Annotated in this window: 23 protein-coding genes; 19 read left to right on the top strand and 4 right to left on the bottom strand. The window is 64.3% G+C overall.

Annotated features, from left to right (window positions below; all coding sequences use genetic code 11):
* Window positions 1–54 precede the first annotated feature (54 nt).
* Window positions 55–957: a response regulator gene (locus H6955_09165; protein MCP5313715.1), complete on the top strand. Its 903-nt coding sequence runs from the start codon at window positions 55–57 to the stop codon at window positions 955–957.
* A 50-nt stretch (window positions 958–1,007) separates the two neighbouring features.
* Here the strand turns inward: H6955_09165 and H6955_09170 are convergent, their stop codons facing one another.
* Window positions 1,008–2,735: a proline--tRNA ligase gene (locus H6955_09170; GenBank protein ID MCP5313716.1), complete on the bottom strand. Its 1,728-nt coding sequence runs from the start codon at window positions 2,733–2,735 to the stop codon at window positions 1,008–1,010.
* Between the two features lie 146 nt (window positions 2,736–2,881).
* Here H6955_09170 and H6955_09175 point away from each other — a divergent pair, with 146 nt between their 5' ends.
* From H6955_09175 to phoU, 8 genes are all read left to right on the top strand, one after another.
* On the top strand, window positions 2,882–3,574 hold the full coding sequence (locus H6955_09175) for a transglutaminase-like cysteine peptidase (protein ID MCP5313717.1): 693 nt from the start codon (window positions 2,882–2,884) through the stop codon (window positions 3,572–3,574).
* A 10-nt stretch (window positions 3,575–3,584) separates the two neighbouring features.
* Window positions 3,585–5,525, top strand: coding sequence for an EAL domain-containing protein (locus tag H6955_09180; protein ID MCP5313718.1), 1,941 nt, complete (start codon window positions 3,585–3,587; stop codon window positions 5,523–5,525).
* Between the two features lie 306 nt (window positions 5,526–5,831).
* Complete coding sequence (locus tag H6955_09185) at window positions 5,832–6,074, top strand: hypothetical protein (protein ID MCP5313719.1); 243 nt, start codon at window positions 5,832–5,834, stop codon at window positions 6,072–6,074.
* Between the two features lie 189 nt (window positions 6,075–6,263).
* Complete coding sequence (locus H6955_09190) at window positions 6,264–7,418, top strand: PstS family phosphate ABC transporter substrate-binding protein (GenBank protein ID MCP5313720.1); 1,155 nt, start codon at window positions 6,264–6,266, stop codon at window positions 7,416–7,418.
* Between the two features lie 81 nt (window positions 7,419–7,499).
* Window positions 7,500–8,888 carry a phosphate ABC transporter permease subunit PstC gene (gene pstC, locus H6955_09195; GenBank protein MCP5313721.1) on the top strand — a complete coding sequence of 463 codons (1,389 nt, stop codon included), beginning with the start codon at window positions 7,500–7,502 and terminating at the stop codon, window positions 8,886–8,888.
* 6 nt (window positions 8,889–8,894) lie between these two features.
* A complete protein-coding gene (pstA, locus tag H6955_09200; protein MCP5313722.1) occupies window positions 8,895–10,193 on the top strand; it encodes a phosphate ABC transporter permease PstA in 1,299 nt (432 codons plus the stop codon).
* Between the two features lie 26 nt (window positions 10,194–10,219).
* Window positions 10,220–11,095 carry a phosphate ABC transporter ATP-binding protein gene (locus tag H6955_09205; protein MCP5313723.1) on the top strand — a complete coding sequence of 292 codons (876 nt, stop codon included), beginning with the start codon at window positions 10,220–10,222 and terminating at the stop codon, window positions 11,093–11,095.
* A gap of 7 nt (window positions 11,096–11,102) precedes the next feature.
* A complete protein-coding gene (phoU, locus tag H6955_09210) occupies window positions 11,103–11,834 on the top strand; it encodes a phosphate signaling complex protein PhoU (protein MCP5313724.1) in 732 nt (243 codons plus the stop codon).
* Between the two features lie 21 nt (window positions 11,835–11,855).
* Here the strand turns inward: phoU and H6955_09215 are convergent, their stop codons facing one another.
* On the bottom strand, window positions 11,856–12,173 hold the full coding sequence (locus tag H6955_09215; protein MCP5313725.1) for a hypothetical protein: 318 nt from the start codon (window positions 12,171–12,173) through the stop codon (window positions 11,856–11,858).
* A gap of 197 nt (window positions 12,174–12,370) precedes the next feature.
* On the opposite strand from H6955_09215, the gene xthA reads away from it, so the two are divergent.
* Window positions 12,371–13,183, top strand: a complete 813-nt coding sequence (gene xthA, locus H6955_09220; GenBank protein ID MCP5313726.1) for an exodeoxyribonuclease III — start codon at window positions 12,371–12,373, stop codon at window positions 13,181–13,183.
* A gap of 13 nt (window positions 13,184–13,196) precedes the next feature.
* Here the strand turns inward: xthA and mtaB are convergent, their stop codons facing one another.
* Window positions 13,197–14,477, bottom strand: coding sequence for a tRNA (N(6)-L-threonylcarbamoyladenosine(37)-C(2))-methylthiotransferase MtaB (gene mtaB, locus H6955_09225; GenBank protein ID MCP5313727.1), 1,281 nt, complete (start codon window positions 14,475–14,477; stop codon window positions 13,197–13,199).
* 318 nt (window positions 14,478–14,795) lie between these two features.
* Here mtaB and rmuC point away from each other — a divergent pair, with 318 nt between their 5' ends.
* Window positions 14,796–16,043, top strand: a complete 1,248-nt coding sequence (gene rmuC / locus H6955_09230) for a DNA recombination protein RmuC (protein MCP5313728.1) — start codon at window positions 14,796–14,798, stop codon at window positions 16,041–16,043.
* A gap of 35 nt (window positions 16,044–16,078) precedes the next feature.
* On the opposite strand, the gene H6955_09235 is transcribed toward rmuC, so the two are convergent.
* A complete protein-coding gene (locus H6955_09235; GenBank protein MCP5313729.1) occupies window positions 16,079–16,534 on the bottom strand; it encodes a DUF4124 domain-containing protein in 456 nt (151 codons plus the stop codon).
* 151 nt (window positions 16,535–16,685) lie between these two features.
* Here H6955_09235 and H6955_09240 point away from each other — a divergent pair, with 151 nt between their 5' ends.
* From H6955_09240 to H6955_09275, 8 genes are all read left to right on the top strand, one after another.
* Entirely contained in the window at window positions 16,686–18,419 is a 1,734-nt protein-coding gene (locus H6955_09240) for an acetolactate synthase 3 large subunit (protein MCP5313730.1), read from the top strand.
* Window positions 18,419–18,910 (top strand): acetolactate synthase small subunit, encoded by a 492-nt coding sequence (gene ilvN / locus H6955_09245; GenBank protein MCP5313731.1) that lies wholly within the window; start codon window positions 18,419–18,421, stop codon window positions 18,908–18,910. The genes H6955_09240 and ilvN overlap by 1 nt, the downstream gene beginning before the upstream one ends.
* Window positions 18,911–18,954: 44 nt before the next feature.
* Window positions 18,955–19,965 carry a ketol-acid reductoisomerase gene (gene ilvC / locus H6955_09250; protein MCP5313732.1) on the top strand — a complete coding sequence of 337 codons (1,011 nt, stop codon included), beginning with the start codon at window positions 18,955–18,957 and terminating at the stop codon, window positions 19,963–19,965.
* A gap of 95 nt (window positions 19,966–20,060) precedes the next feature.
* Window positions 20,061–20,834 carry a CDP-diacylglycerol--serine O-phosphatidyltransferase gene (gene pssA, locus H6955_09255; protein ID MCP5313733.1) on the top strand — a complete coding sequence of 258 codons (774 nt, stop codon included), beginning with the start codon at window positions 20,061–20,063 and terminating at the stop codon, window positions 20,832–20,834.
* A 103-nt stretch (window positions 20,835–20,937) separates the two neighbouring features.
* Entirely contained in the window at window positions 20,938–22,485 is a 1,548-nt protein-coding gene (locus H6955_09260) for a 2-isopropylmalate synthase (GenBank protein ID MCP5313734.1), read from the top strand.
* On the top strand, window positions 22,482–23,261 hold the full coding sequence (locus tag H6955_09265; GenBank protein ID MCP5313735.1) for a uracil-DNA glycosylase: 780 nt from the start codon (window positions 22,482–22,484) through the stop codon (window positions 23,259–23,261). Before H6955_09260 ends, H6955_09265 begins: the two co-directional genes overlap by 4 nt.
* Before the next feature lie 58 nt (window positions 23,262–23,319).
* Window positions 23,320–23,787 (top strand): ribosomal protein S18-alanine N-acetyltransferase, encoded by a 468-nt coding sequence (gene rimI, locus H6955_09270; protein ID MCP5313736.1) that lies wholly within the window; start codon window positions 23,320–23,322, stop codon window positions 23,785–23,787.
* 96 nt (window positions 23,788–23,883) lie between these two features.
* Window positions 23,884–25,464 (top strand): peptide chain release factor 3, encoded by a 1,581-nt coding sequence (locus tag H6955_09275; GenBank protein ID MCP5313737.1) that lies wholly within the window; start codon window positions 23,884–23,886, stop codon window positions 25,462–25,464.
* The last annotated feature ends 45 nt before the right edge of the window (window positions 25,465–25,509 follow it).

Raw genomic sequence — 25,509 nt, forward strand, 5'->3', positions numbered from 1 at the left:
TAAGGCCGGGTTGTTCGTGCCGATAGCGGTGGGCATGCCAGCGAGAAAAGTGCAATGACTGCGACCGCGCCGACCGTGTTGGTCGTGGATGACGAACCGATCAACGTCGATATCCTGGTCGATTACCTGGAGGACTCGGGTTACCACATCGAGACGGCGCCCGACGGACAGTTTGCCTGGGATCTGCTGGAGTCGAACCCCGAGATCTACGATGTCGTGATTCTCGACCGCATGATGCCGGGCCTGAACGGCATGGAGGTCCTCGAACGCATCAAGCAGCATCCCGTACTGCAAAGCGTTCCCGTGATACTACAGACCGCACTGGCGGCGCGCGAGGAGATCCTCGAAGGCCTGCAGGCCGGTGCCTACTACTACCTGACCAAGCCGTTCGATCAGGCGATGTTGCTCAGCGTGCTGACGACGGCGATCGACGACCGTCGACGGTACCAGCGCGCGCTCGAAGACAGCGATGTCGCCAGTCGTACATTCGGGCTGTTGCGCGAGGCCACCTTCAGTTTCCGCACCCTGGGTTCGGCACGCGATATCGCCGTCGTGCTGGCCAATGCGTTCCCCGATCCGCGGCGCGTCGCGATCGGGCTGACCGAACTGCTGGTGAATGCCGTTGAACACGGCAATCTCGGCATCACCTATGCCGAGAAAGGTCAGTTGCGCGAAATGGACAGCTGGGAGCAGGAGGTGGAAGCGCGACTGTTGCGACCGGAAAACGTCAGCAAAGAGGTCTCGGTCCGCTACCTACGCGAACTCGATCGGATACGTGTGACCATCACCGACGAAGGCGAGGGGTTCAACTGGCACGACTACCTCGAGATGGACCCGTCACGCGCCTTCGATACCCACGGTCGCGGCATCGCCATGTCGCGCATGATCAGTTTTGACGAACTCGCGTATCACGGCAAAGGCAACGAGGTCGAAGTCACGGTCATGTTGCAGAACTGACCGCGGCGCCGCCCGTCGCGACGCCGGCTGACGGATGCCGGGCAGCGCCCTCAGCCGATCTCCCCGTCGATCTTTGCCCGGATGTATTCGACGAAGCCGTCCAGCGGCAGCATCTGGTTCTCGCTGTCGGTACGCGCCCGGTATTCGACCTCGCCGTTGTCCAGTCCGCGCTCGCCGATCACCACGCGATGCGGGATGCCGACCAGTTCGATGTCGGCGAACATCACCCCGGGGCGTGCATCGCGGTCATCGAACAATACGTCGATGCCGGCGCTGCACAAGGCCTGGTACAGGCCCTCCGCGGCCTCGCGCACGCGGGCCGATTTGTGCATCTGCATCGGTATCAATGCCAGCGTGAACGGCGCTATTGCGGTTGGCCAGAGGATGCCGCGCTCGTCGTTGTGCTGTTCGATCGCGGCCCCGACCACGCGCGACACGCCGATGCCGTAGCACCCCATGGTCATCACGACCTGTTTACCGTTCTCGTCGAGCACGGTGGCGTTCATTGCATCGCTGTACTTGCGCCCGAGCTGGAAGATGTGACCGACCTCGATGCCGCGCGCGATGGTCAGGTTGCCCCGACCATCCGGACTCGGGTCGCCCTCTACAACGTTGCGGATATCCGCAACCTCCGGCAGTGCGACATCGCGCCCCCAGTTGATGCCGAAATAGTGCTTGCCGTCCAGGTTCGCACCGGCGCTGAAATCGACCAGCGCCGCGGCCGCCCGATCGGCGATCATCGGCAACGGCAGACCCACCGGACCGAGGGAGCCGGGACCCGCGCCGACCGCTGCCCGTATCTGCTCCTCGCCCGCCATCTGCAGCGGTGCGGCCACCTGCGGCAGCTTCTCGGCCTTGATCGCGTTCAATTCGTGATCCCCGCGCAGCAGCAATGCCACCAGCTCCGCGTCGGCATCGTCCGCGGCCACGACGATCAGTGTCTTGAGTGTCTGTTCGATCGGCTGCTCGAACTGTTCGACGAGCTCGGCGATGGTCCTGGCGTCGGGCGTGTCGACCAGTGCCATCGCGCGTCCGGACGCCGGTGCCGCGGCAGCGGGTGCGACCGCCTCTGCCAGTTCGACGTTTGCGGCATAGTCGCTGTCTGTGGAGAACGCGATCGCATCCTCGCCGGAATCGGCCAGCACGTGAAACTCGTGTGAACCGCTGCCGCCGATGCTGCCGGTGTCCGCGGCGACCGGGCGGAAATCCAGGCCGCAGCGTTGGAAAATCCGGCAATACGCCGCGTGCATCTGCTCGTAGGTCTGCTGCAACGATGCCTGGTCCAGGTGGAAAGAATAGGCATCCTTCATCAGGAACTCGCGGGCCCGCATCACGCCGAATCGCGGCCGGATCTCGTCGCGGAACTTGGTCTGTATCTGATAGAAGTTGACCGGCAGCTGGCGGTAGCTACGCAGCTCGTTGCGTGCCAGGTCGGTGATGATCTCTTCGTGGGTAGGGCCGAAACAGAATTCGCGACTGTGACGATCGTGCAGGCGCAGCAGTTCCGGGCCGTACTGGTCCCAGCGGCCGGATTCCTGCCACAATTCGGCCGGTTGCACCGCAGGCATCAGCACTTCGAGCGCGCCGGCGCGGTCCATCTCCTCGCGCACGATGTTCTCCACCTTGCGCAGCACGCGCAGACCCAATGGCAGCCAGGTGTATAGCCCGGCAGCGAGCTTGCGTATCAGGCCGGCACGCAGCATCAGGCGATGGCTGGCGATCTCGGCATCGGCGGGGACTTCTTTCAGGGTCTGTAGCGGGAAATTTGAGGTGCGCATGTTCGTGGGTCTAAGGAGTCGAACCGGGGATTCTAGCGGTGGGCCTTGCCTGTGGCCAAGCGATCAAGTCCGGAGGCGGCGGGCCGAAACCCTTAAGACGTCGCCGCGCAGCGGGTGTCGCGGCGCAACCCGGAGTCCGATCGACGATGTCTTCCCTTTCGCTCGTGCCATCGCAGCTCTGCGAAGCCTCGCGGTTGCTGGCGTCGTTGGTGCTGTCCGGCCTGTTGGCAGGCTGGGTGTTCGCCCAGGGGTTGGTGTTCAGCGATGCGCTGCTGGACTGGATGGAACGCGAGTACGGGACCGCTGCGCGTGCCCGGGTGGTCGAGCTGCAACGCCTGATCGAGTCCGGTACCGATCTCGAGGAACGCACCAAGCTGGAGCGCGTGAACGCCTTCTTCAATCGTGTCAGCTACGATTCCGACTATGCACTTTGGGATCAGAAGGACTACTGGGCGACGCCCTTCGAGGTACTCGGCGTCTATTCGGCGGATTGTGAAGACTACGCGATCTCGAAGTATTTCACGTTGCTCAGCATGGGCGTCGCCGAAGACCGCTTGCGCATCACCTACGTCAAGGCGCTGGAACTCGACCAGGCACACATGGTGCTCGCCTACTATGCCGCACCGGACGTGGAACCGCTGATTCTCGACAATCTGCGCGGGGCCATAGTCCCGGCGGGCGAACGCGCCGATCTGGTACCGGTGTACAGCTTCAACGGGGCCGATCTGTGGCTCGCGGTCAACAGCATGCAAGGTAAGCGGGTGGGCGATGCGGACCGGCTTTCGCTCTGGCAGTCGTACCAGGCGCGGCTGATGCAACAGATGGCAGTCGAACGGTGAGGGGGCCGCAATGAGTCTGTCGAGACAGCTGATCCTGTTGGTTGCACTGCTGGTCCTTGCCCTGTTCCTGGGCACTTTCGCGATCAGCGTCGGCACCACGCGGGACTATCTGCAGACCCAGCTTGCCTCGCACGCCCAGGATGCCGCCACGTCGCTCGGCCTGTCGGCGACCGCGCACGTCGAACAAAAGGACCGGGCGATGGTGACCGCGATGGTGAATGCGATGTTCCATCGCGGCGACTATCTGCGCATCGTGTTCGAGGACCTGTCCGGGAATCCCTGGATCGAACGCGAGTCCGAGCTGCGCGTGGGCGAGGTGCCTGCTTGGTTCGTACGCGCCTTCGCGCTCGAACCGCCGCAGCGCGAGGCGATGATGATGTCGGGCTGGCGTCAGGTCGGCCGCGTACTGGTCACCAGTCACCCCGGGCACGCCTATCGCCAGCTGTGGCAGAACGCATCGCAGACGTTGCGACTGTTCCTGATCAGCGCCCTGTTGGCGCTGTTGTCGGGCGTGCTTGCGCTGCGCTGGCTGCTGCGCCCGTTGAAGGCGGTAGAGGCACAGGCGGCGGCGATCTGCAACCGCGAGTTCCCGGTCGTCGAGCAACGTCCCTTCACACTGGAGTTTCGGCGCGTGGTCGAGGCGATGAACCGCCTGTCGGGCAAAGTCGGTCGGATGCTCGCCGAGTCCGAACAGCGTGCCGCGAGCCTGCGGCAGCAGGTCTTTCAGGATGGGCTGACCGGTTTGGCGAACCGGCGTCAGTTCATGGATGTGCTCGAGCACCGGCTTGCCGATGCCGAATTGTTCGCAAGCGGTGGACTGCTGTTGCTGGGGCTGCGCGATTTCAAGGAATTCAACCAGCGATACGGGCGGGTCGCCGGCGATCAGCTGCTGTCGGCGACCGGTCAGGCGCTGACCGAGGCGTTTCGCGAAGAGCCACGCGCGACCCTCGCACGGCTTTCCGGAGCGGATTTCGCAGTGTTGCTGGAGGGCGTCGGTGAGGACCGACTGCGCGACCTGGCGGAGCGCGCGGTTGGGACGGTCGCGGCACTCGCCGGACCCCTGGAGCTGGCGTCGACGGATGTCGCGCAGCTCGGCGGCGTGGTCTATTCCGGGCAGACGTCGTCGCAGCTGTTGGCCGAGGCGGATATGGCGTTGCGCGAGGCACAGCGGGAAGGAGCCAATGCAGCGGTGGTGCACCGTCATCCCGGCGGTGAGGCGCCCTCGCGCGCGGCCGGTGAATGGCAGCAGCTGGTGGAGGCCGCGATCCGCGAACAACGCTTCCGACTGGTGCGGCAACCGGTGGTCGCATGCGCCACCGGCGACTTGCTGCACCACGAGGTGTTCCTGCGCATTCAGGACGACACAGGTGCGCGCGAGATTCCGGCGGCGCTGTTCATGCCGGTTGTCGAAAGTCGCGGCCTGGCGCCCAGCGTCGACCGGGCAGTGCTTCAGAGCGTATTGGTCGCGATCGACGCGGGGGCCTTCCCGGTCAGGGTGGCGGTGAACCTGAGCACAGCCAGCCTGGACGGTGACGAACAACTCGACTGGTTTGCGGAGACCTTGCAGCGCCATCCCTTGGCCGCCGGACGCCTGATCCTCGAGGTACCGGAATATGGCGCCACCGCGCACGCCACGCGCCTCGGCGACTGGATTGCGCGGCTCGGCCCACTGGGTGTCGAGTTTGCGCTCGATCATTTCGGCAAGGGATTCGCGTCATTCGCCTATCTGCGCGCACTGCGCGTCCATTATCTGAAGGTCGACGGCAGTTTCGTACGCAATCTTGCGCAACAGGAGGCGAACCGGTTCTTCCTGCGGGCGTTGGCGGAGATCGCCCACGGTCTGGACATGGCGGTGGTCGCCGATTCAGTCGAGAGCGAGGCCGACTGGCAGGCGATCAAGGGACTGGGCGTCGACGCGGGCCGCGGCTTTTGGCTTGGCAATCCGGAATAGTCCGCGCCGGCGGGTCTGGACGGTCGGCGCAAGGGTGTCCGACGCCGCCAACGGCTGTCAGGCTTTTTTGCAGTTTCGCGTTGCCGTTTTCCCAAGCTACTGACATTTAGAGCAAAACTTTTCTGGATTGAGTCTTGCTTGAGAACAAGATCGGCCACATGCGGAGGCCGACATGCGCATCCAGGGGAAAAATTGATGTCGAGCGACGGTGCAGTTCATGCCACCGGCCGCCATTGGCGCCGGCTTCCGGCCGCGTCCGTGCTCGCGTTTGCGTCGTGGGTTCTCCCGGTGCCTGTCTCGGCGTCGATGCACAACGACTTCTTGAGCGCAGCGGACCAGGGGCAATGCATCGAGAACGTCGTTTTTCACGTCATTCAACAGCGTGGCGTACGGCAGGCAGGTTCGGTGGTGCACGCGGCGCTGATGGCCCAGGCGCAACGTACCGCACAGCAGCGCTCACTCGGCTGCAGCGGCGACATCGCGGCCCAGGCGATCGCCGCCGGTGCGGATCCGGAACAGGTGCTCAAGGCCACCGCCGCCGGCCTCTGAGCCCGCCGCGTTCACCCTCATCCGAAAAGTTCCACCGGATCAGTTGCTTGGTCACGGTTCCGCGCGCGGGCCCTCAGGTTCGGTCATGCAACGCTATCGCTGACGACACGAAACTGTCACATAACGCTTCCACAATGCCGCCCGTATTTCAGTGAACCCTGAAATTCCCAAGAAGCCGCGCCGGACAGGATGCGGCACCCCAATGCACCGACCAGCCTAGTGGAGGCTCTCGTGTTGAAGAAGACCCTGGTATTCGCGGCCCTGTCGGGCGCCATCGTGTCGGGCGCCGCTCAGGCGGCTGCCGCACGTGACTACATCAGTATCGTCGGTTCGTCGACGGTGTATCCGTTTGCCACCGTGGTTGCCGAGCAGTTCGGCAAGACCACCAAGTTCAAGACGCCGAAGATCGAGTCGACCGGGTCCGGCGGCGGCCTGAAGCTGTTCTGCGCCGGCGTCGGCGTTGAGCACCCGGACATCACCAATGCCTCGCGCCGGATCAAGAAGTCGGAGCAGGAGTTGTGTGCGAAGAACGGCGTAAAAGAGATCGTCGAGGTCAAGATCGGCTACGACGGCATCGTGCTCGGCCAGTCGAAAGATGCCCAGCCGCTCGAACTGACCCGCAAGGACATCTTCCTGGCCCTGGCCAAGCAGGTGCCGGGCAAGGACGGCAAGCTGATCGACAACCCCAACATGACCTGGAAGGACGTGAACGCGGCGCTGCCGAACGTGAAGATCGAGGTGCTCGGTCCTCCGCCGACCTCCGGTACCCGTGATGCGTTCGTCGAACTGGCGATGGAAAGCGGTGCAAAGAAGTTCGACGACCTGGCCAAACTGCGTGATTCCAAGGATGAGGCCGAGATCAAATCGCTGATGGCCAAGCTCGGCATCCCCGAGAGCGCCTTCAACGCGAAAGGCAAGAAGGTATTCCAGGCAGTCGCGCACGGCATCCGCGAAGACGGTGCCTATATCGAGGCCGGCGAGAACGACAACCTGATCGTGCAGAAGCTCGAGGCCAACCCGAAAGCGGTCGGCATCTTCGGCTTCTCGTTCCTCGACCAGAATGCCGACAAGATCCACGGTGCGCTGGTCGACGGCAAGGAGCCGTCGTTCGAGAATATCGCCGACGGCAGCTACCCGGTCTCGCGTCCTCTGTACTTCTACGTCAAGAAGGCGCATATCGGTGCCGTGCCGGGCATCGCCGAGTACCTGGCCGAGTTCACCTCGGAGAAGGCCATGGGTGCGGAGGGCTATCTCTCGGACAAGGGCCTGATCCCGGCGCCCGACGCGGAGCGTGGCCAGTTCCGCCACGATGCCGAGGCAATGACCCCGATGAGCAGCCTGTAACCTCGCTGGTCAGGCCGTTGCCATGGATGGCGGTACCCTAGGGTGCCGCCATCTCGTTTCCGAGAGCTTGTACTGATACTTATGCAAACGTCTGTCTTGATTCTGGTCCTGCTTGGCGTGATGGCGATGGCCTACCATTTTGGCCGACGCCGTTCGCTGGCAACCGTCGGCGGCAAGACGGGTGCCCGAAAACTGCACTCGCTGCCGGCCTACTACGGCTTTTACACGGCGCTGTGGACCGGTCTGCCGGCATTGCTGATCGCCGGGCTGTGGATCTTCTTCGAGGGTGGCGTCATCACCAGCATGGTGGTCGAGGCGCTGCCGCAGGCGATGCGCGAACTGCCGCCGGACCGCCTGGGTCTGCTGGTCAACGACATCACCAACCTGGCCAACGGCAACATCGTCTCCAGCGATATCGATGCGGCGATGCAGCGTGCCGCCGATCACATGAACGAATTGCGTGCGATCGGCAAGACCGCGCTCGCCGTCGTCGCCCTGAGCATCGCACTGGGCGCCGGGTCGCTGGCGTGGCGCGCGATCGGGCCCGGGATGCGCGCCCGCAACCGCGTCGAGACCATCGTCAGCGGCCTGCTGATCGCCAGTTCACTGATCGCGATCCTGACCACGGTCGGCATCGTGATGTCGGTATTGTTCGAATCGTTCCGGTTCTTCCAGAAGATACCCCTCACCGATTTCCTGTTCGGCCTGGAATGGAGCCCGCAGGTGGCCCTGCGTGCCGACCAGGTCGGTGCCAGCGGTGCCTTCGGGGCGGTGCCGCTGTTCGCCGGCACCCTGTTGATCTCGTTGATCGCGCTGCTGGTCGCGGTGCCGATCGGATTGATGTCGGCGATCTACCTGGCGGACTATGCCGGGCCACGCGTGCGTGCCTACGCCAAACCGGTACTCGAGGTGCTGGCGGGGGTGCCGACGGTCGTGTACGGCTTTTTCGCCGCGTTGACGCTGGCGCCCGCGATCCGCGGCGCCGGCGAGGCGGTCGGTCTGACGGTCTCGTCGGAGAGCGCCCTGGCCGCCGGGCTGGTGATGGGGATCATGATCATCCCGTTCGTCTCGTCGCTGTCCGACGACGTGATCAACGCCGTGCCCCAGTCGTTGCGCGATGCCTCGTATGCGCTCGGCGCGACGCGTTCGGAGACCATCCGTCAGGTGATCCTGCCGGCCGCGTTGCCGGGCATCATGGGCGGCGTCCTACTGGCCGCATCGCGCGCGATCGGCGAGACGATGATCGTCGTCATGGCGGCCGGGCTGAGCGCCAACCTGACCATGAATCCGTTGGACAGCGTCACAACGGTCACGGTACAGATCGTGACCCTGCTGGTCGGTGACCAGGAATTCGACAGTGCCAAGACGCTGGCAGCGTTCGCACTGGGCCTGCTGCTGTTCGTCGTGACCCTGGCGCTGAACATCGTGGCCCTGCATATCGTGCGTAAGTACCGCGAGCAGTACGAGTGACGAAACATGGCTGAATCCACCAATACCACCACCCGCACGATCGATGTCGTGAACGCCTCTCTGAAGCGCCGCTACGCGCGCGAGCGGCGCTTCAGACTGATGGGCATGGGTGCCGTCATGCTTGGCCTGCTGTTTGTCGGCATCCTGTTTGCCGACATCATCGGCAAAGGGTACGGCGCCTTCATGCAGACACATGTGCGGTTGGAGGTGTTCTTCGACCCGGCGGTGATCGACCCCGACGGCAGGCGTGATATGGACGAGATCGCGCGTGCCGATTTCCGCCAGCTGGTGCGTGCCCCGTTGGCCGAGAAATTCCCGGAGGTCACTGGTCGCCGCGACAAGCGCGCACTGTATGCGCTGCTCAGTTCCGGCGCGCCGCATCAATTGCTCGCGATGGTCAAGGCCGACCCCGGTCTGATCGGCACGCGCCGCGCGGTGGATCTGATCGCCGACGACGAGATCGACATGCTGGTCAAGGGCCAGATCAATCGCAATGCGCCGCCCGAGGACCGTCGGCTGAGCGATCAGGTCATCGGCTGGGTCGATCGTCTGGATGCCGAAGGGCTGGTCATGAAGAAATTCAATACCGGCTTCTTCCTGAACGGCGATTCGCGGGAGCCCGAGCTGGCCGGGATCGGCGGCGCGGTCGCCGGTTCCTTCTATACGTTGCTGGTCACGCTGTTGTTGTCGTTCCCAATCGGTGTCGCGGCGGCGGTGTATCTTGAAGAATTTGCACCCAAGAACCGCTGGACCGATCTGATCGAGGTGAACATCAACAACCTCGCAGCGGTGCCGTCGATCGTGTTCGGGCTGCTTGGCCTGGCCATGTTCATCAACCTGTTCGGCCTGCCGCGCTCCGCGCCGCTGGTCGGCGGCCTGGTGCTGACGCTGATGACCCTGCCGACCATCATCATCGCCGCGCGCGCCGCCTTGAAGTCGGTGCCGCCTTCGATCCGCGAGGCCGCGCTCGGGGTCGGCGCCTCGAAGATGCAGACCGTATTCCATCACGTCGTGCCGCTGGCGATGCCGGGCATGCTGACCGGTACCATCATCGGCATGGCCCAGGCGCTGGGCGAGACCGCGCCACTGCTGATGATCGGCATGGTCGCGTTCATCGTCGACGTTCCGGGTGGGCCGCTTGATCCGTCGACGGTACTGCCGGTGCAGGTCTATCTGTGGGCCGACAGTCCGGAGCGTGCGTTCGTCGAGCGCACCTCGGCCGCCATCATCGTGCTGCTGGCCTTTCTCATCGTTATGAATACCCTTGCGGTGATCCTGCGCAAACGCTTCGAGCGTCGCTGGTGATCAGTGTGACGGACGAGGAACAACAAATGTCTACCATCGAATCCACTGCGACCGATCTCGATCTGAGTGGTACCAAGGCCCGTTCGGATGCCGGCTCGCGGCCGCTCGACAGCGATTTCAAGACGGTCGGTGAGGTACGTGTCGCCAATCCGCGCATGACCTCGACCGGCGTCAACGTCTTCTACGGAGACAAACACGCGATCAAGGATGTCAGCCTGGACATCGCCCAGAACCAGGTGATCGCGATGATCGGGCCCTCAGGGTGCGGCAAGTCGACCTTTCTGCGCTGCCTCAACCGCATGAATGACACGATCGACATCTGTCGGGTGACCGGCGAGATCAAGCTCGACGACCAGGACATCTACGACAAGAAGCTGGATGTCGTGCCGTTGCGCGCACAGGTCGGCATGGTGTTCCAGAAGCCGAACCCTTTCCCCAAGTCGATCTACGACAACATCGCCTATGGGCCACGCATTCACGGCCTGGCCGCGACGCGCGCGGAACTGGACGAGGTCGTCGAGCGCAGCCTGACCAAGGCAGGCCTGTGGGACGAGGTCAAGGATCGGCTGGACCAGCCGGGCACCGGCCTGTCGGGCGGCCAGCAGCAGCGCCTGTGCATAGCGCGCACGATCGCCGTCGAACCCGAGGTGATCCTGATGGATGAACCCTGCTCGGCGCTCGACCCGATTGCCACGGCCAAGGTCGAGGAACTGATCGATGAGCTGCGCGAGAACTACACCATCGCGATCGTCACCCACTCGATGCAACAGGCGGCGCGCGTGTCGCAGCGCACTGCCTATTTCCACCTGGGCAACCTGGTCGAGGTCGGGGAGACCACCCAGATCTTTACCAATCCAAGGCACAAACTGACCGAGGACTACATCACCGGCCGTTTCGGTTGACAGGACCATGACCGGGATCGCGGAAGACGCCGGCAGACATACCGATCGGCACATTCTTTCACGATTCGACGGAGACCTCGGGCACTTCCGCGGTCTCGTGCTGGAGATGGGTGAGCGCGTGCGCAACCAGGTGTTGCTGGCCTGCGATGCACTCGCCGCATGCGATATCGGCAAGGCACGCAAGGTGATCCACGATCATCGGGTCATCCGCGATCTCGACATCGATGCGCTGGAGGCGAACGCACGCCTGTTCGCGATCCACCAGCCCGTGGCACGCGATCTGCGATTCGTGTTGACCCTGTCGCGGGCGGTTTACGATCTCGAACGGATCGGTGGCGAGGCAGTCCGGATCGCCGATATCGTCGAGGCCCTGTACGAACACCAGCCGTCGTTGCGGGATTGTGTGATCTTCGAGGATGTGCGTCGGATCGGCGCGCCCGCGGTCAGCCTGCTGGAACGCAGTATCCGCGCGATCGCCGGTGAGGATGTCCAGTTGGCGGTCGAGGTTGCCCTGCAGGGCAAGGACATGAACGACCTTTTCGAGGGTTCGATCCGGCGCCTGGCAACCTATCTGATGGAAGATCCGCGCAATATCCGCTGGGTGATCGACGCGACACTCGGTATCCGATCGATGGAGCGCGTCGGCGATCACGCCTGCAGCATCGCACGCAACCTGATCTACTCGGTCACCGGCAGGGATGTACGCCACGTCAACGCGGCGAGCCTGAGTCCGGACTGAACCTCTGCATGCACTAGGGGTTCAGGTCTCCAACAGCGTCCGGAAATAGGCCCCCCAAACGATCAGCAGCCCGATCGCGGTCGCCAGGTCCAGCCACATGCGGACGCGCCTGACGCGTTGCTCCGTGACCGGCTGCTCGATCATGAATACCCGGTTCATCAGCGCGTCGAGCAGCAGCACGAAGAAGAACAACACCACCAGAGCCGGCACGATGTAAGCGGTCATCACGCCGATGCCGCGCGGCTCCATGTCGGCAAATACCACCAGTGGCAGGCTGAGCAGGCTCAGGCCGATCAGGGTGAGACGGAGTCCGCCGATTTCGCTCAGGTTGAATGCCATTTGATGTCCATCGGAATGTTTGGATCAGTGGCGATCCAGCTGGTAGGCTGCTGTGCCACCGGAGATTCGAGGCATTCTACTATGCGCGGCGCGCAGAAGGTTCGGCTGGCAGTGACGGCCAATCGGCAGGTGAAACCCCGTGACACCGGGTTGCCCGATCGTCGCTCGGCATGCACCTGCAGCGGGGACCGGCGGCCATGACGCGGGTGGTGTCGTTCAATATCAACGGCGTGCGCGCCCGTCTGCACCAATTGGAGATGCTCAAACAGCATCTCGATCCCGACGTGATCGGTCTGCAGGAGACGAAGGTACAGGACGCCGAGTTTCCGCGCGAAGCCATCGAGCAGCTGGGCTATCACCCGGTGTACTACGGACAGAAGGGCCATTACGGCGTCGCCCTGTTGTCTAAGCGACCGCCGCTGGCCGTCGAATACGGGTTTCCGGGTGAAGACGACGCCGCGCAGCGCCGCCTCATCGCCGCGACCTATCAACTGGACGGGCGCGAGTTGACCGTGCTGAACGGCTATTTCCCGCAGGGAGAAAGCCGTGCGCACCCGGTCAAGTTTCCGCACAAACAGCGTTTCTATACCGAGTTGGCGGCGTTGCTTTCGGACCGCTATGTGCCTACCCAGGACCTGCTGGTGATCGGCGACATGAACGTCGCGCCGGCGGATCTGGACATCGGCATCGGCGCCGACAATGCCCGGCGCTGGCTGCGCGAGGGCAAATGCAGTTTTCTGCCGGAGGAACGCGAGTGGCTGGCGAGGCTGATGGACTGGGGGCTGTGCGACACCTACCGTACCCTGTTTCCAGAGACCGACGATCGCTTCAGCTGGTTCGACTACCGCAGCAAGGGTTTCGACCGCGAACCGAAGCGTGGTTTGAGGATCGATCTGCTATTGGCGACCACCGGCCTTCAGACCCGACTGCAGGGTGGCGGCATCGACTATGACATCCGGGCGATGGAGCGGCCCTCCGATCATTGTCCGGCCTGGGTCGATTTCGACTGAGTGCGCGGCCGGGTCAGACTGCCTCGACCTGCAGCCGCGCGCCGTCCGCGGTGATGTCTACGCCGCGTACCGTGACGATGCGATTTTCGAGTGCGTCGCCGTGTCCCGCGGCGAGCGCGACGCGCAGGTAGTTTGGGGTGTACCCCGACCACCCGGCGGCACCGTCCTCGGCTCCCTCGATCAGCACATCGAAGCGTTGGCCGATCGCCTGTTGCAGGGCCTGCCGGCGGCTGCGTCGCGCCAGTGCGTGCAATTGCTCGCTGCGTTGGCGTTTTGCCGCCCGCGTGATCTGCTGGGGCATGCCGGCCGCCTTGGTCCCGGCGCGCGGCGAATAGGCGAAGATGTGGACGTGCCCGAACGCCATCTCCTCGGTGAACGCCAGCGTCTGGCGCCACTCGGCGTCGCTCTCGCCGGGAAAGCCGACGATGATGTCGGTGGTGATGTTGAATCCCGGCGCCGCGCTACGCGCGCGCGTCGCCAGCGCGCGGAACTCGGCGGTGCGGCAGCGCCGCGACATGCGCCGCAACACGCTGTCGGCGCCGCTCTGCAGCGGCAGGTGCAGGTGCGGCAGCAGGCGCGGATCCTCGAACATCGGCCAGAGGTCGTCGCTGATCTCCCAGGGCTCGAGCGAACCCAGGCGGATGCGCGGGATGTCCGTGTCGGCGAGCAGCGTGCGCACCAGGGTCGGCAGGTCGGCGGCGTGATCGCCGCCATAGCCACCGAGGTGCACCCCGGTCAGTACGACCTCCTGCGTCCCTTCGGCATGGATGCGGTTGACCTCATCCACTACTTCACCGACAGGCCGGCTGCGCTCGTCGCCGCGGGCCTTGGTCACGATGCAGAAGGCGCAGCGATACCGGCAGCCATCCTGGACCTTGACGAAGGCACGTTGACGGCCGCGGGCGAGCAGCGCGTTCTCCCCCGGTTCGGTCGCGGACTCCGGCATCACCGGCAGGTCTAGGCGTCGCGCGGCGATGTCGATCAGGCGGTCCTTGTCGGCGTTGGCGACCAGCAGGTCGATGCCCAGTTCGGCGGCGCCGGCCTCGGGTTCGAGCGACGCGTAGCAACCGCTGACCACGAGCTTGGCGAGTGGGTTGTCGCGTCGCGCACGGCGGATCAGCTGGCGTGATTTGCGCACCGACTCGCCGGTCACGGCGCAGGTGTTGATGACCACCAGGTCGGCCTGCTCGGCGCTGTCGGCAAGCGAGTAGCCGTGCGCCCGACAGTCGCGTGACCAGGTCTCGAGTTCGGCTTCATTGAGTCGGCAACCGAGTGCCTGCAGATAGACGCGCATCGGGGTCCCGGGTTGATTGTCGTTCGCGGAACGAGACGGGTATTCTACCGGTAATCATAAATATCGCCTAACCTATTGGATGTGATTGAAAAAATCTTGCTGTTCCTGGAGGCCTACCCGGGCCGCTTGACGGGCGTGGCGTTGCTCGTGCTGGTCGTGTTGTCGGTGTGGCTGCTGTGGATTTCGTACGACCTGCGGCGCCGGTGGCGCCACGAGCGGGGCGATCAGCGGGCGATCCTGCGCGAACTCGGCGACGATATCGGCGACGACGTCGCGAACAATCGGCAGCAGCTCCAGGAATCGCTGAGCGCGGGGCTGATGCGTCTGCAGGATCTTATCGATCAGCGCCTCGGCGGACTGCAGCGCCAGTTGCTGCAGGACTCGGCCGGGCTCAAGACCGACCTGATCGAGCGTTTCGAGGCGCAACGTCAGGCCACCGGCGAAAGCCTGGCCGGTGCCCGCCTGGCGCAGCAGCGCGAGGCCGCGGATCTGCGCGAGGCGCTCGAGGCGGCACTCAATCGACATCGCGAGGTGGCCGAACGTCATCAGCGCGAGGCACTGGCCGGTCAGCAGGAGGCGCTGACCGGGGGCATGGCGGCGATGGCCAGCCAGGTCAGCGAGGCGTTCCGCACCGCTTCCGACGAACTCGGCAAGCGCGTCGAGGGGCTGACCCGGACCACCGATACCCGGCTGCAGGAGATCAGCGGCCAGGTCGAGCGCCGGCTTGCCGAGGGGTTCGAGAAGACCACCGAGACCTTCGCCCGGGTACTCGAGCACCTCAGTCGCATCGACGAGGCACAAAAACGCATCACCGAGCTCTCGAGCAATGTGGTCAGCCTGCAGGAGGTCCTGACCGACAAGCGCTCACGCGGGGCATTCGGCGAGGTGCAGCTCGCCGGCCTGGTGCGCAATCTGTTGCCGGAGGACAGCTACGCCTTCCAGCACACGCTGAGCAACGGCACCCGGGTGGACTGCCTGCTGAGCCTGCCGGAGCCGACCGGGCGCGTGCCGATCGACGCCAAGTTTCCGCTCGAGCGTTTCCAGGCGATGATGGACGTCGATCTGCCGGAAACCGAGCGCGCGCGGGCCGCACGCCAGTTCCGCCAGGACATCCGCCGGCACATCCGTGATATCGCCGACAAGTACCTGGTCCCGGGCGAGACCGCCGATGGGGCGGTGATGTTCCTGCCGGCCGAGGCGGTGTTCGCCGAGATCCATGCGCATTTTCCCGACCTGGTCGAGGAGGCGCAGCGGGCGCGTGTCTGGCTGGTGTCGCCGACCACGCTGATGGCGGTGCTGACCACCGCGCGCGCGGTGCTCAAGGACGAGGCGACGCGCCGCCAGGTGCACATCATCCAGGACCACCTGCGCAAGCTGGCCGATGACTTTGGCCGCTTCCGTCAGCGCATGGACCGGCTTGCGGTGCACATCCGCCAGGCACACGATGACGTGGAACAGGTGAACACCTCGGCGCAGAAGATCAGCGCGCGTTTCGTCGACATCGACCTGGTGGAGCTACCGCCTGAGGAAGAGGCCGAGGCGGCGGTTGCGATGCCGCGTGACTAGGACGCCGGCCTGCGCAAGGTCCTGCCGGGATGCGATCATTTGCAGTCTTCGGCGATGATTTTTTCCATCTCGGCGCGCTGCTTGGCGCGCTGCTCTTCATCCATGCGCTGCACGCTGCCGTCGGGCGACTGGTAGAGCCGCCGCGGCGGTCCGCTGAGGACCTCGAGGTTTTTCCGCGCCTGGTCGCAACGCTGGCTGGTCCGGTCGGCCTTGGTGCGGGCCTCGTCGGCCTTCTGTTGCGCCAGTTCCTGGTCTTCGCGGTTGTCCTCGAATCGCTGCAGTTGTTCCTGCAGCCGTTTCTGCGCCACTTCCGGGGATTCCGCCGGCGGTGGCGGCGGCTTTACGACCTCGCTCTCGCGGCCCTCTCCCGGCGCGAACTGCGAGTACACGGCCTGGCCGTTCTCGTCGTAGTACAGGTGGTAGCCCTTCGCGGCGGCGGCGGGCAGTGCGGCGCTGAGGCCGAGGATCAACAGGGGCAGATACGACGGCATTGGATATCCCTGGCGCATGGAATTACAGGCGGCGCGCTATTGACCTGATTGGGCAATATTAGTAGTTTGGCCGGTTCCTATAAGCCTAGCTTCCGGCGGCGATTTTTGCGACCGCCCGAAGAGGTTATTCCAGGTTTTGGAGGTCATCAAGGTGGAACTCAGTGGTGCCGAGATCGTCGTTCAGGCTTTGAAGGACGAGGGCGTCGAGTATGTCTGGGGCTATCCGGGCGGCGCCGTGCTGCATATCTACGACGCGCTTTTCAATCAGGACTCGGTACGCCATATCCTGGTGCGCCACGAGCAGGGTGCCACGCATGCCGCGGACGGCTACGCGCGCGCGACCGGCAAGGTGGGCGTGGTGCTGGTGACTTCGGGACCGGGTGCGACCAACGCGGTGACCGGCATCGCCACCGCCTACATGGATTCGATTCCGATGGTCATCCTGACCGGTCAGGTACCGACCCCGGTGATCGGCTCCGATGCCTTCCAGGAGGTCGATACGGTCGGCATCACCCGTCCGTGCGTGAAACACAATTTCCTGGTCAAACGGGCCGAGGATCTGGCCGAGACGATCAAGAAGGCGTTCTTCATCGCCGCCTCCGGCCGGCCGGGGCCGGTCGTCGTCGACATTCCGAAGGACGTCACCGATCCGAACGTGCGCATTCCGTACAGGTATCCGGACAAGGTCGAGATGCGCTCGTACAATCCGGTCGAGAAGGGGCACCTCGGGCAGATCCGCAAGGCTGTCGAGATGATGCTCGATGCCGAGCGTCCGGTGATCTATACCGGCGGCGGCGTGGTGCTCGGCGAGGCCTCGGAACAACTGACCGAGCTGGTACGGACAACCGGTTTCCCGGTGACCCAGACGCTGATGGGGCTGGGCTCCTATCCGGCGACCGACCACCAGTTCATCGGCATGCTCGGCATGCACGGGACCTACGAAGCCAACATGGCGATGCACGAGACCGACGTGCTGGTCGCGATCGGCGCCCGTTTCGACGACCGCGTGACCGGCAAGATCGCGCATTTCTGTCCCAACGCGCGGATCATCCATATCGATGTGGACCCCGCCTCGATCTCGAAGACGGTGCGGGTCGACGTGCCGATCGTCGGCCAGGTACGCAGCGTGTTGCAGGACATGCTGCGGGTGATGAAGGAGCATGCCCGCCAGCCGGATGCCGACAAGCTGAAGGCGTGGTGGGATCGCATCAACGGCTGGCGCAAGCTCGACTGCCTGCGATACGAGCAGGGTCCTGACGCGATCAAGCCGCAGTATGCCGTCGAGACCATGTACAAAGTCACGAAGGGTACCGATTTCTATCTGACCTCGGACGTCGGCCAGCACCAGATGTTCGCGGCGCAGTTCTACCCGTTCGACCTCCCGCGCCGCTGGATCAACTCGGGCGGTCTCGGCACCATGGGATTCGGCCTGCCGGCCGCGATGGGTGTGCAGCAGGCGTTTCCGGATGCAACGGTCGCCTGCGTCACCGGCGAGGCCAGTATCCAGATGTGTATCCAGGAACTCGCCACCTGTAAACAGTACAACCTGCCACTGAAGATCGTGCTGCTGAACAACGGTTACATGGGCATGGTCCGCCAGTGGCAGGAGTTCTTCTACGACGGGCGTTATTCGCACTCCTACGTCGATGCGCTGCCGAACTTCAAGCTGCTCGCCGAGAGCTTCGGCCATGTCGGTATGCGGATCGAGAACCCCGCCGATCTCGAGGGTGCCTACCGTGAGGCGTTCGCGATGAAGGATCGACTGGTGTTCATGGACATCATCGTCGACCCGTCGGAGAACGTGTACCCGATGATCGAGGCCGGCAAGGGTCACCACGAGATGCACCTCTCGCCGCATCTCTCGTCGGACAGGGAGCTTGCGTGATGCGGCATATCATTTCGATCATGATGGAAAACGAAGCGGGCGCCCTGTCGCGCGTCGCCGGGTTGTTCAGTGCACGCGGTTACAACATCGAATCGCTGACAGTTGCGCCGACCGAGGATGCCACGCTGTCGCGCATGACGCTGGTGACGACCGGTGACGAGGCGATCATCGAGCAGATCACCAAGCAGCTGAACAAGCTGGTCGACGTGGTGAAACTCGTCGATCTGTCCGAGGGTGCCCACATCGAGCGCGAGCTGATGATGATCAAGGTGCGCGCCGATCAGGGCATGCGTGACGAGCTCAAGCGCCTGGCCGACATCTTCCGCGGCAACATCATCGACGTGACGGACGTGTCCTACACGATCGAGATGACCGGTGACGGTTCCAAACTGGACGCATTCATCCGTGTGCTCGATCCCGAATTGATCATCGAGACCGTACGTTCCGGTCCGTTGGGCATTGCGCGCGGCGGCAAGCGGCTCGCGATCTGATCTCTCAACCAACTACAGAACACCAAGGAAATCCCGCCATGGCGATCAATATCTATTACGACAAAGACTGCGACCTCTCCATCATCCAGGGTATGAAGGTCGCGGTCATCGGCTACGGTTCGCAGGGTCACGCCCACGCCAACAACCTGAAGGACTCCGGCGTCGACGTGCGCGTCGCGCTGCGCCCGGGTTCGGCATCGGCGAAAAAGGCCGAGGCCTCCGGTCTGACCGTGAAAAGCGTGCCGGACGCGGTCGCCGAGTCGGATCTCGTGATGATCCTGACACCGGACGAGTTCCAGTCGCAGCTGTATCGCGGCGAGATCGAGCCGAATCTGAAGCAGGGTGCGGTGCTCGCGTTCGCACACGGCTTCGCAATCCACTACAACCAGATCGTGCCACGCGCCGATCTCGACGTGGTGATGATCGCGCCGAAGGCGCCCGGACACACCGTGCGCAACGAATTCACGCGTGGCGGCGGTATCCCGGATCTGGTCGCGATCGCGCAGGATGCGTCGGGTCGCGCCAGGGACATCGCACTGTCCTATGCCTCGGCGATCGGTGGCGGTCGCACCGGGATCATCGAGACCAGTTTCAAGGACGAGACCGAGACTGATCTGTTCGGCGAGCAGGCAGTGTTGTGCGGTGGCGCGGTCGAATTGGTCAAGGCGGGTTTCGAGACCCTGGTCGACGCGGGCTACGCCCCCGAGATGGCCTATTTCGAGTGCCTCCACGAGCTGAAGCTGATCGTCGACCTGATGTACGAGGGCGGCATCGCGAACATGAACTACTCGATCTCGAACAACGCCGAGTACGGCGAGTACGTGACCGGCCCGAAGGTGATCAATGCACAGAGCCGCGCGGTGATGCGCGAGGCACTGCACAATATCCAGACCGGCGAGTACGCCAAGCGTTTCATCCTCGAAGGAGGCGCCGGTTATCCGGAGATGACGGCGCACCGCCGCAACAATGCCGCGCATCCGATCGAAGTGGTTGGCGAGCGCCTGCGCGGCATGATGCCGTGGATCCAGAAGATCGTCGACAAGTCCAAGAACTAGTCGCCGAGCAAAACAGCGCAGGGGCCGCCGCGACCTCGTCCAGCGGCCCCTGCGGTTGACGCTTGGGGCCTTCAGCTTCACCTATACTCCGGCAGATGGACCAGGAACCCGCAAAGGTCGCCGAACTCGAACAGGAGCGGCCGCGTCGTGCGCGCGGTATCTACCTGTTGCCCAATCTGTTCACCACCGCGGCGTTGTTTGCGGGGTTCTACGGCGTGCTCGCGGCGATGAACGACCAGTTCGAGAAGGGCGCGATAGCGATCTTCGTCGCGATGATCCTGGACGGCCTCGATGGCCGTGTCGCGCGCCTGACCAACACCCAGACCGCATTCGGTGCGGAGTACGACAGCCTCTCCGACATGGTTGCGTTCGGCCTGGCACCTTCGCTGGTGATCTACGAATGGAGCCTTTCGACACTTGGCAAGTTCGGTTGGCTCGCCGCTTTCATCTATACGGCCGGCGCCGCGCTGCGCCTGGCGCGTTTCAATTCGCAACTCGACACGGCCGACAAACGGTATTTCACCGGCCTGCCGAGCCCGTCCGCGGCAGCGATCATCGCCGCGTGGGTCTGGGTGTCGGTGGACAACGGTCTGTCCGGCGAAACCACGGCCTGGCTCGCGTTGGTGCTGACCGCCGGGGCCGGGCTGCTGATGGTCAGCAATATCCGCTATCACAGCTTCAAACAGATCGATTTCAAGGGCAAGGTGCCGTTCTTCGCGATCGTCGTGGTCATGCTGGCATTCGCGGTCATCCTGTCTGAACCGCCGCTGGTGCTGTTCGCGAGTTTCGCGGTCTACATCGTGTCCGGGCCGGTGCTCGCCGTGCGACGCCGCTGGCGCAGGCGCCGAGGCGAGGATCCGGCGACCTGACCCGACACGCGCGGCGCTACACCTGGCGCGCGCAGCCTGCTAGATTCGAATATTGACCCCCACCCGATAGCGTGGCCGGCGCATCAACCCGGCGGGAGAGCGCATGACTGCGGATAGACTGATCATCTTCGATACCACGCTGCGCGACGGCGAGCAGAGCCCCGGCGCGTCCATGACGCGGGACGAAAAGGTTCGCATCGCCAAGGCGTTGGAAAAGATGCGCGTGGACGTGATCGAGGCCGGGTTCCCGATCGCGAGCATCGGCGATTTCGAGGCCGTGCAGGCGGTCGCAAACTCGGTCAAGGAATCGACCGTGTGCGGTCTGGCGCGCGCGCTCGAGGCGGACATCGCGCGCGCCGGCGAGGCACTGAAAGACGCCAACTCGGCGCGCATCCACACCTTCATCGCGACGTCGCCAGTGCACATGGAACGCAAACTGCGCATGTCACCGGACCAGGTCGTCGAGCAGGCGATCTGGGCGGTCAAGCGCGCGCGCGACTTCACCGACAACGTCGAGTTCTCCGCCGAGGATGCCGGCCGTTCCGAGCTGGATTTTCTGTGCCGTGTGTTCGAGGCGGTGATCGATGCCGGCGCATCCACGATCAACGTGCCCGACACGGTCGGCTACAACCTGCCTTCGCAGTTCGGCGAGACCATGCGCCAACTGCTCGAGCGCATCCCCAACTCCGACAAGGCGGTGTTTTCCGTGCATTGCCACAACGACCTCGGGCTCGCGGTCGCGAACTCGCTGGCTGCGGTGATGAACGGGGCCCGCCAGGTCGAGTGTACGATCAATGGCCTTGGCGAACGGGCCGGCAACGCCTCGTTGGAGGAGGTCGTGATGGCGGTGCGCACGCGTCAGGACGTGTTCCACTGCGACAGCCGCCTGGATACCACCCAGATCGTGACCTGCTCCAAGCTGGTTTCGAACATCACCGGCTTTCCGGTCCAGCCGAACAAGGCCATCGTCGGGGCGAACGCGTTTGCGCACGAATCCGGCATCCATCAGGACGGGGTGCTCAAACACCGCGAGACCTACGAAATCATGCGTGCCGAGGACGTCGGCTGGACGCGCAATCGCATGGTCCTGGGCAAGCACTCGGGCCGCAATGCGTTCCGCAGTCGCCTCGATGAACTGGGCATCGTGTTCGGCAGCGAAGAGGAACTGAACGCGGCGTTCTCGCGGTTCAAGGATCTCGCCGACAAGAAGCACGAGGTGTTCGACGAGGACCTGCAGGCCTTGGTGACCGAGAAGGGCATCGAGGCCGAGAATGAACGCATCCGTCTGGTCTCGCTGCGGGTCGTCTCGGAGACCGGTGAGATCCCGAATGCCGACGTCACGCTGAGTATCGATGGCGAGGAGCTCTCGGTGTCCGCCGAAGGCGGCGGGCCGGTCGACGCGGCGTACAAGGCGATCGAGGCGCTGGTGAATACCGGCGCCGATCTCAAGCTGTACTCCGTCAACAACATCACCAGTGGTACCGACAGCCAGGGCGAGGTCACGGTGCGTCTGGAGAAGGGCGGACGCCTGGTGAACGGCCAGGGCGCGGACACCGACATCGTGATCGCCTCGGCGAAGGCCTATATCAACGGTTGCAACAAGCTGCTGGAACCCGCGGTGCGCGCGCATCCGCAGGTCGGCGACGTGTGATGTTGGGTGCGCGGCGCAGGGCCTGCCTGGAGGCGATGGGTATAGCGCTGTGGCGGCTTGACCCTGAGCGGGCGGGTACGGTGCCGACGCGCGATGAGGCCCCTGGCCCTTCGGTCGCCCGGCCGCCCGCAGCGTCACCCGAGCTGGCGGCCGGCACTGTCGATGCGTCCGCCGCGATGGACAGCGGCGCAACCTGGCCCGACGTGGACGGCACCGTCGAGGACCTGGATCTGGAACAACTGCGCGCCCGTGTGGCTGAATGTCACGCCTGTGCGCTGCACGCGACACGGAGCCAGACGGTGTTCGGCGTCGGCGATCCGCACGCCCGTCTGATGATCATCGGCGAGGCGCCCGGGGCCGACGAGGATCGCCAGGGGGAGCCGTTCGTGGGTCGCGCCGGTCAGCTGTTGAACGCGATGCTCGCCGCTATCGGCTTCGCCCGCGGGCAGGTGTACATCGCAAACATCATCAAGTGTCGGCCGCCGGGCAACCGCGACCCGCACATCGAGGAGGCGGCGGCGTGCCAGCCTTATCTGCACCGACAGATCGCGCTGATCCAGCCGCGACTGATCCTCTCGGTTGGGCGGATCTCGGCGCACAACCTGCTCGGAACGGACCAGTCGGTGGGCCGTCTGCGCGGACGCGTGCACCGTTTCGACCCGGGCGATATCCCCGTGATCGTCACCTATCACCCGGCCTACCTGCTGCGCCGTCCGGCGGAGAAGGCCAAGGCCTGGGCTGACCTGCAGGCCGCTCATCGTGTACTGATCGAATGAGGCGCGGCCGACCCCGGACTATACTGACGGACATCTTTCCGTCGTCCGCCTGTTGCCCATGAGTGCCGTATTGCAGGAACCCAGGCCGCTGATCCGGCCGATGCGGGTCGACGACCTGTCCGACGTGGTCGGTGTCGAGCGGCGCGCCTACACGCATCCCTGGTCCGAAGGGATACTGCGCGACTGCCTGCGCGTGGGGTACAGCTGCTGGGTCTGCGAACTGGGTGAGGATATCGTCGGCCACGCGGTGATGTCGGTCGCGATCGGCGAGTCGCACCTGCTCAATCTCTGTGTCGGACCGGAATGGCAGGGCAGGGGTCTCGGTCGCCGGATGTTGCGCCGCATGCTGCGGATCGCGCGCGAGCGCAATGCCGACACGATGTTCCTCGAGGTGCGCGACTCCAACGATTGCGCGCGCGCGCTCTACGAGTCCGAAGGCTTCGGCGAGATCGGCCGTCGGCGCGGTTACTACCCCGCCGTGCAGGGCCGCGAGGACGCCGTGGTATACGCGAAGGCGATTCTCTGACCCGCCGCCGCGGCTTTGGGTCGGCAGCCGGCACGGATCGCCGCCGACAGGCCGCATCCGGTATAATTTGCCGTTTTTCGTTCACCCGCATTTCCCATGGCCGACCTCGACAAAGAGCGCGCGAAGCGGCGAACCTTCGCGATCATTTCCCACCCGGACGCCGGTAAGACGACGCTGACCGAGAAGCTGCTGCTGTTCGGCGGGGCCATCCAGCTCGCCGGTACGGTCAAGGGACGCAAGGCGGCGCGCCACGCGACGTCGGACTGGATGGACCTCGAGAAACAGCGCGGCATCTCGGTGACCTCGTCGGTGATGCAGTTCCCCTACAAGGGCAAGGTCATCAATCTGCTCGATACACCGGGACACGAGGACTTTTCGGAGGATACCTACCGGACCCTGACCGCGGTCGATTCCGCACTGATGGTGATCGACGTCGCCAAGGGCGTCGAGGACCGCACCATCAAGCTGATGGAGGTATGCCGGCTGCGCGACACGCCGATCCTGACCTTCATCAACAAGCTCGACCGCGAAGGACGCGATCCGATCGAATTGCTCGACGAGGTCGAGCAGGTGCTGAAGATCCAGTGCGCGCCGATCACCTGGCCGATCGGTATGGGCAAGCGCCTCAAGGGCGTGCTCGACCTGCGGGACGAGACGGTGCACCTGTACGATGCCCAGCACGGTGGACGCATCGTGACCGGCGAACACATCCAGGGGCTCGACAGCCCACGGCTCGACGAACTGCTCGGTGACCAGGCGCAGGAGTTGCGCGACGAAGTGGAACTGGTGCGCGGCGCCAGCCATACATTCGATGTCGACGCCTATCTCCGCGGCGAACAGACGCCGGTGTTCTTCGGTTCCGCAATCAACAACTTCGGTGTCGAGGAGCTGCTGGACGCGTTCTCCGAGTACGCGCCCGCGCCGCGTCCGCGTGCGACCGAGCAGCGTACCGTGGACCCGGGCGAAGGCCGGTTCAGCGGCTTCGTGTTCAAGATCCAGGCGAACATGGATCCCGCGCACCGCGACCGCGTGGCCTTTCTGCGCGTCTGCTCCGGCAGCTACAAGAAAGGCATGAAGATGAAGCATGTGCGCATCGGCAAGACCGTGCAGGTGGCCAATGCGATCACCTTTCAGGCGGATGAGCGGCTGCATGTCGAAGAGGCCTGGCCGGGTGACATCATCGGCCTGCACAATCACGGCACCATCCAGATCGGTGACACCTTCACCGAAGGCGAGGACCTCAAGTTCACCGGTATCCCGTACTTCGCCCCGGAATTATTCCGCCGCGTCGTGTTGAAGGACCCGCTCAAGATGAAGCAGTTGCAGAAGGGCGTGCTGCAACTGAGCGAGGAGGGCGCGACCCAGGCATTCCGCCCGCTGCGCAACAACGACCTGATCCTCGGAGCGGTCGGGGTGCTGCAGTTCGACGTCGCAGCGCATCGCCTCAAGGGCGAATACGGCGTGGATGCGGTCGTCGAGCCGGTCGGCGTGCAGGCGGCACGCTGGGTGGTGTGTAAAGATGACAGGGAACTGCGCCGTTTCCGCGACAAGGCCTACGAGCACCTTGCCGAAGACGGCGATGGCCAGCTGGTCTATCTGGCGCCGACCCGCGTCAATCTGAACCTGACGATGGAGCGTTGGCCGGACGTACAGTTCCTCGCGACGCGGGAGCTGTAGCGATTCTTTACAGTCGCCGTGTTTGGCGGCTTCCCATCGGATGTG

It is taken from the genome of Chromatiaceae bacterium (assembly GCA_024235395.1).
GTDB lineage: Bacteria > Pseudomonadota > Gammaproteobacteria > Chromatiales > Chromatiaceae > Thiosocius.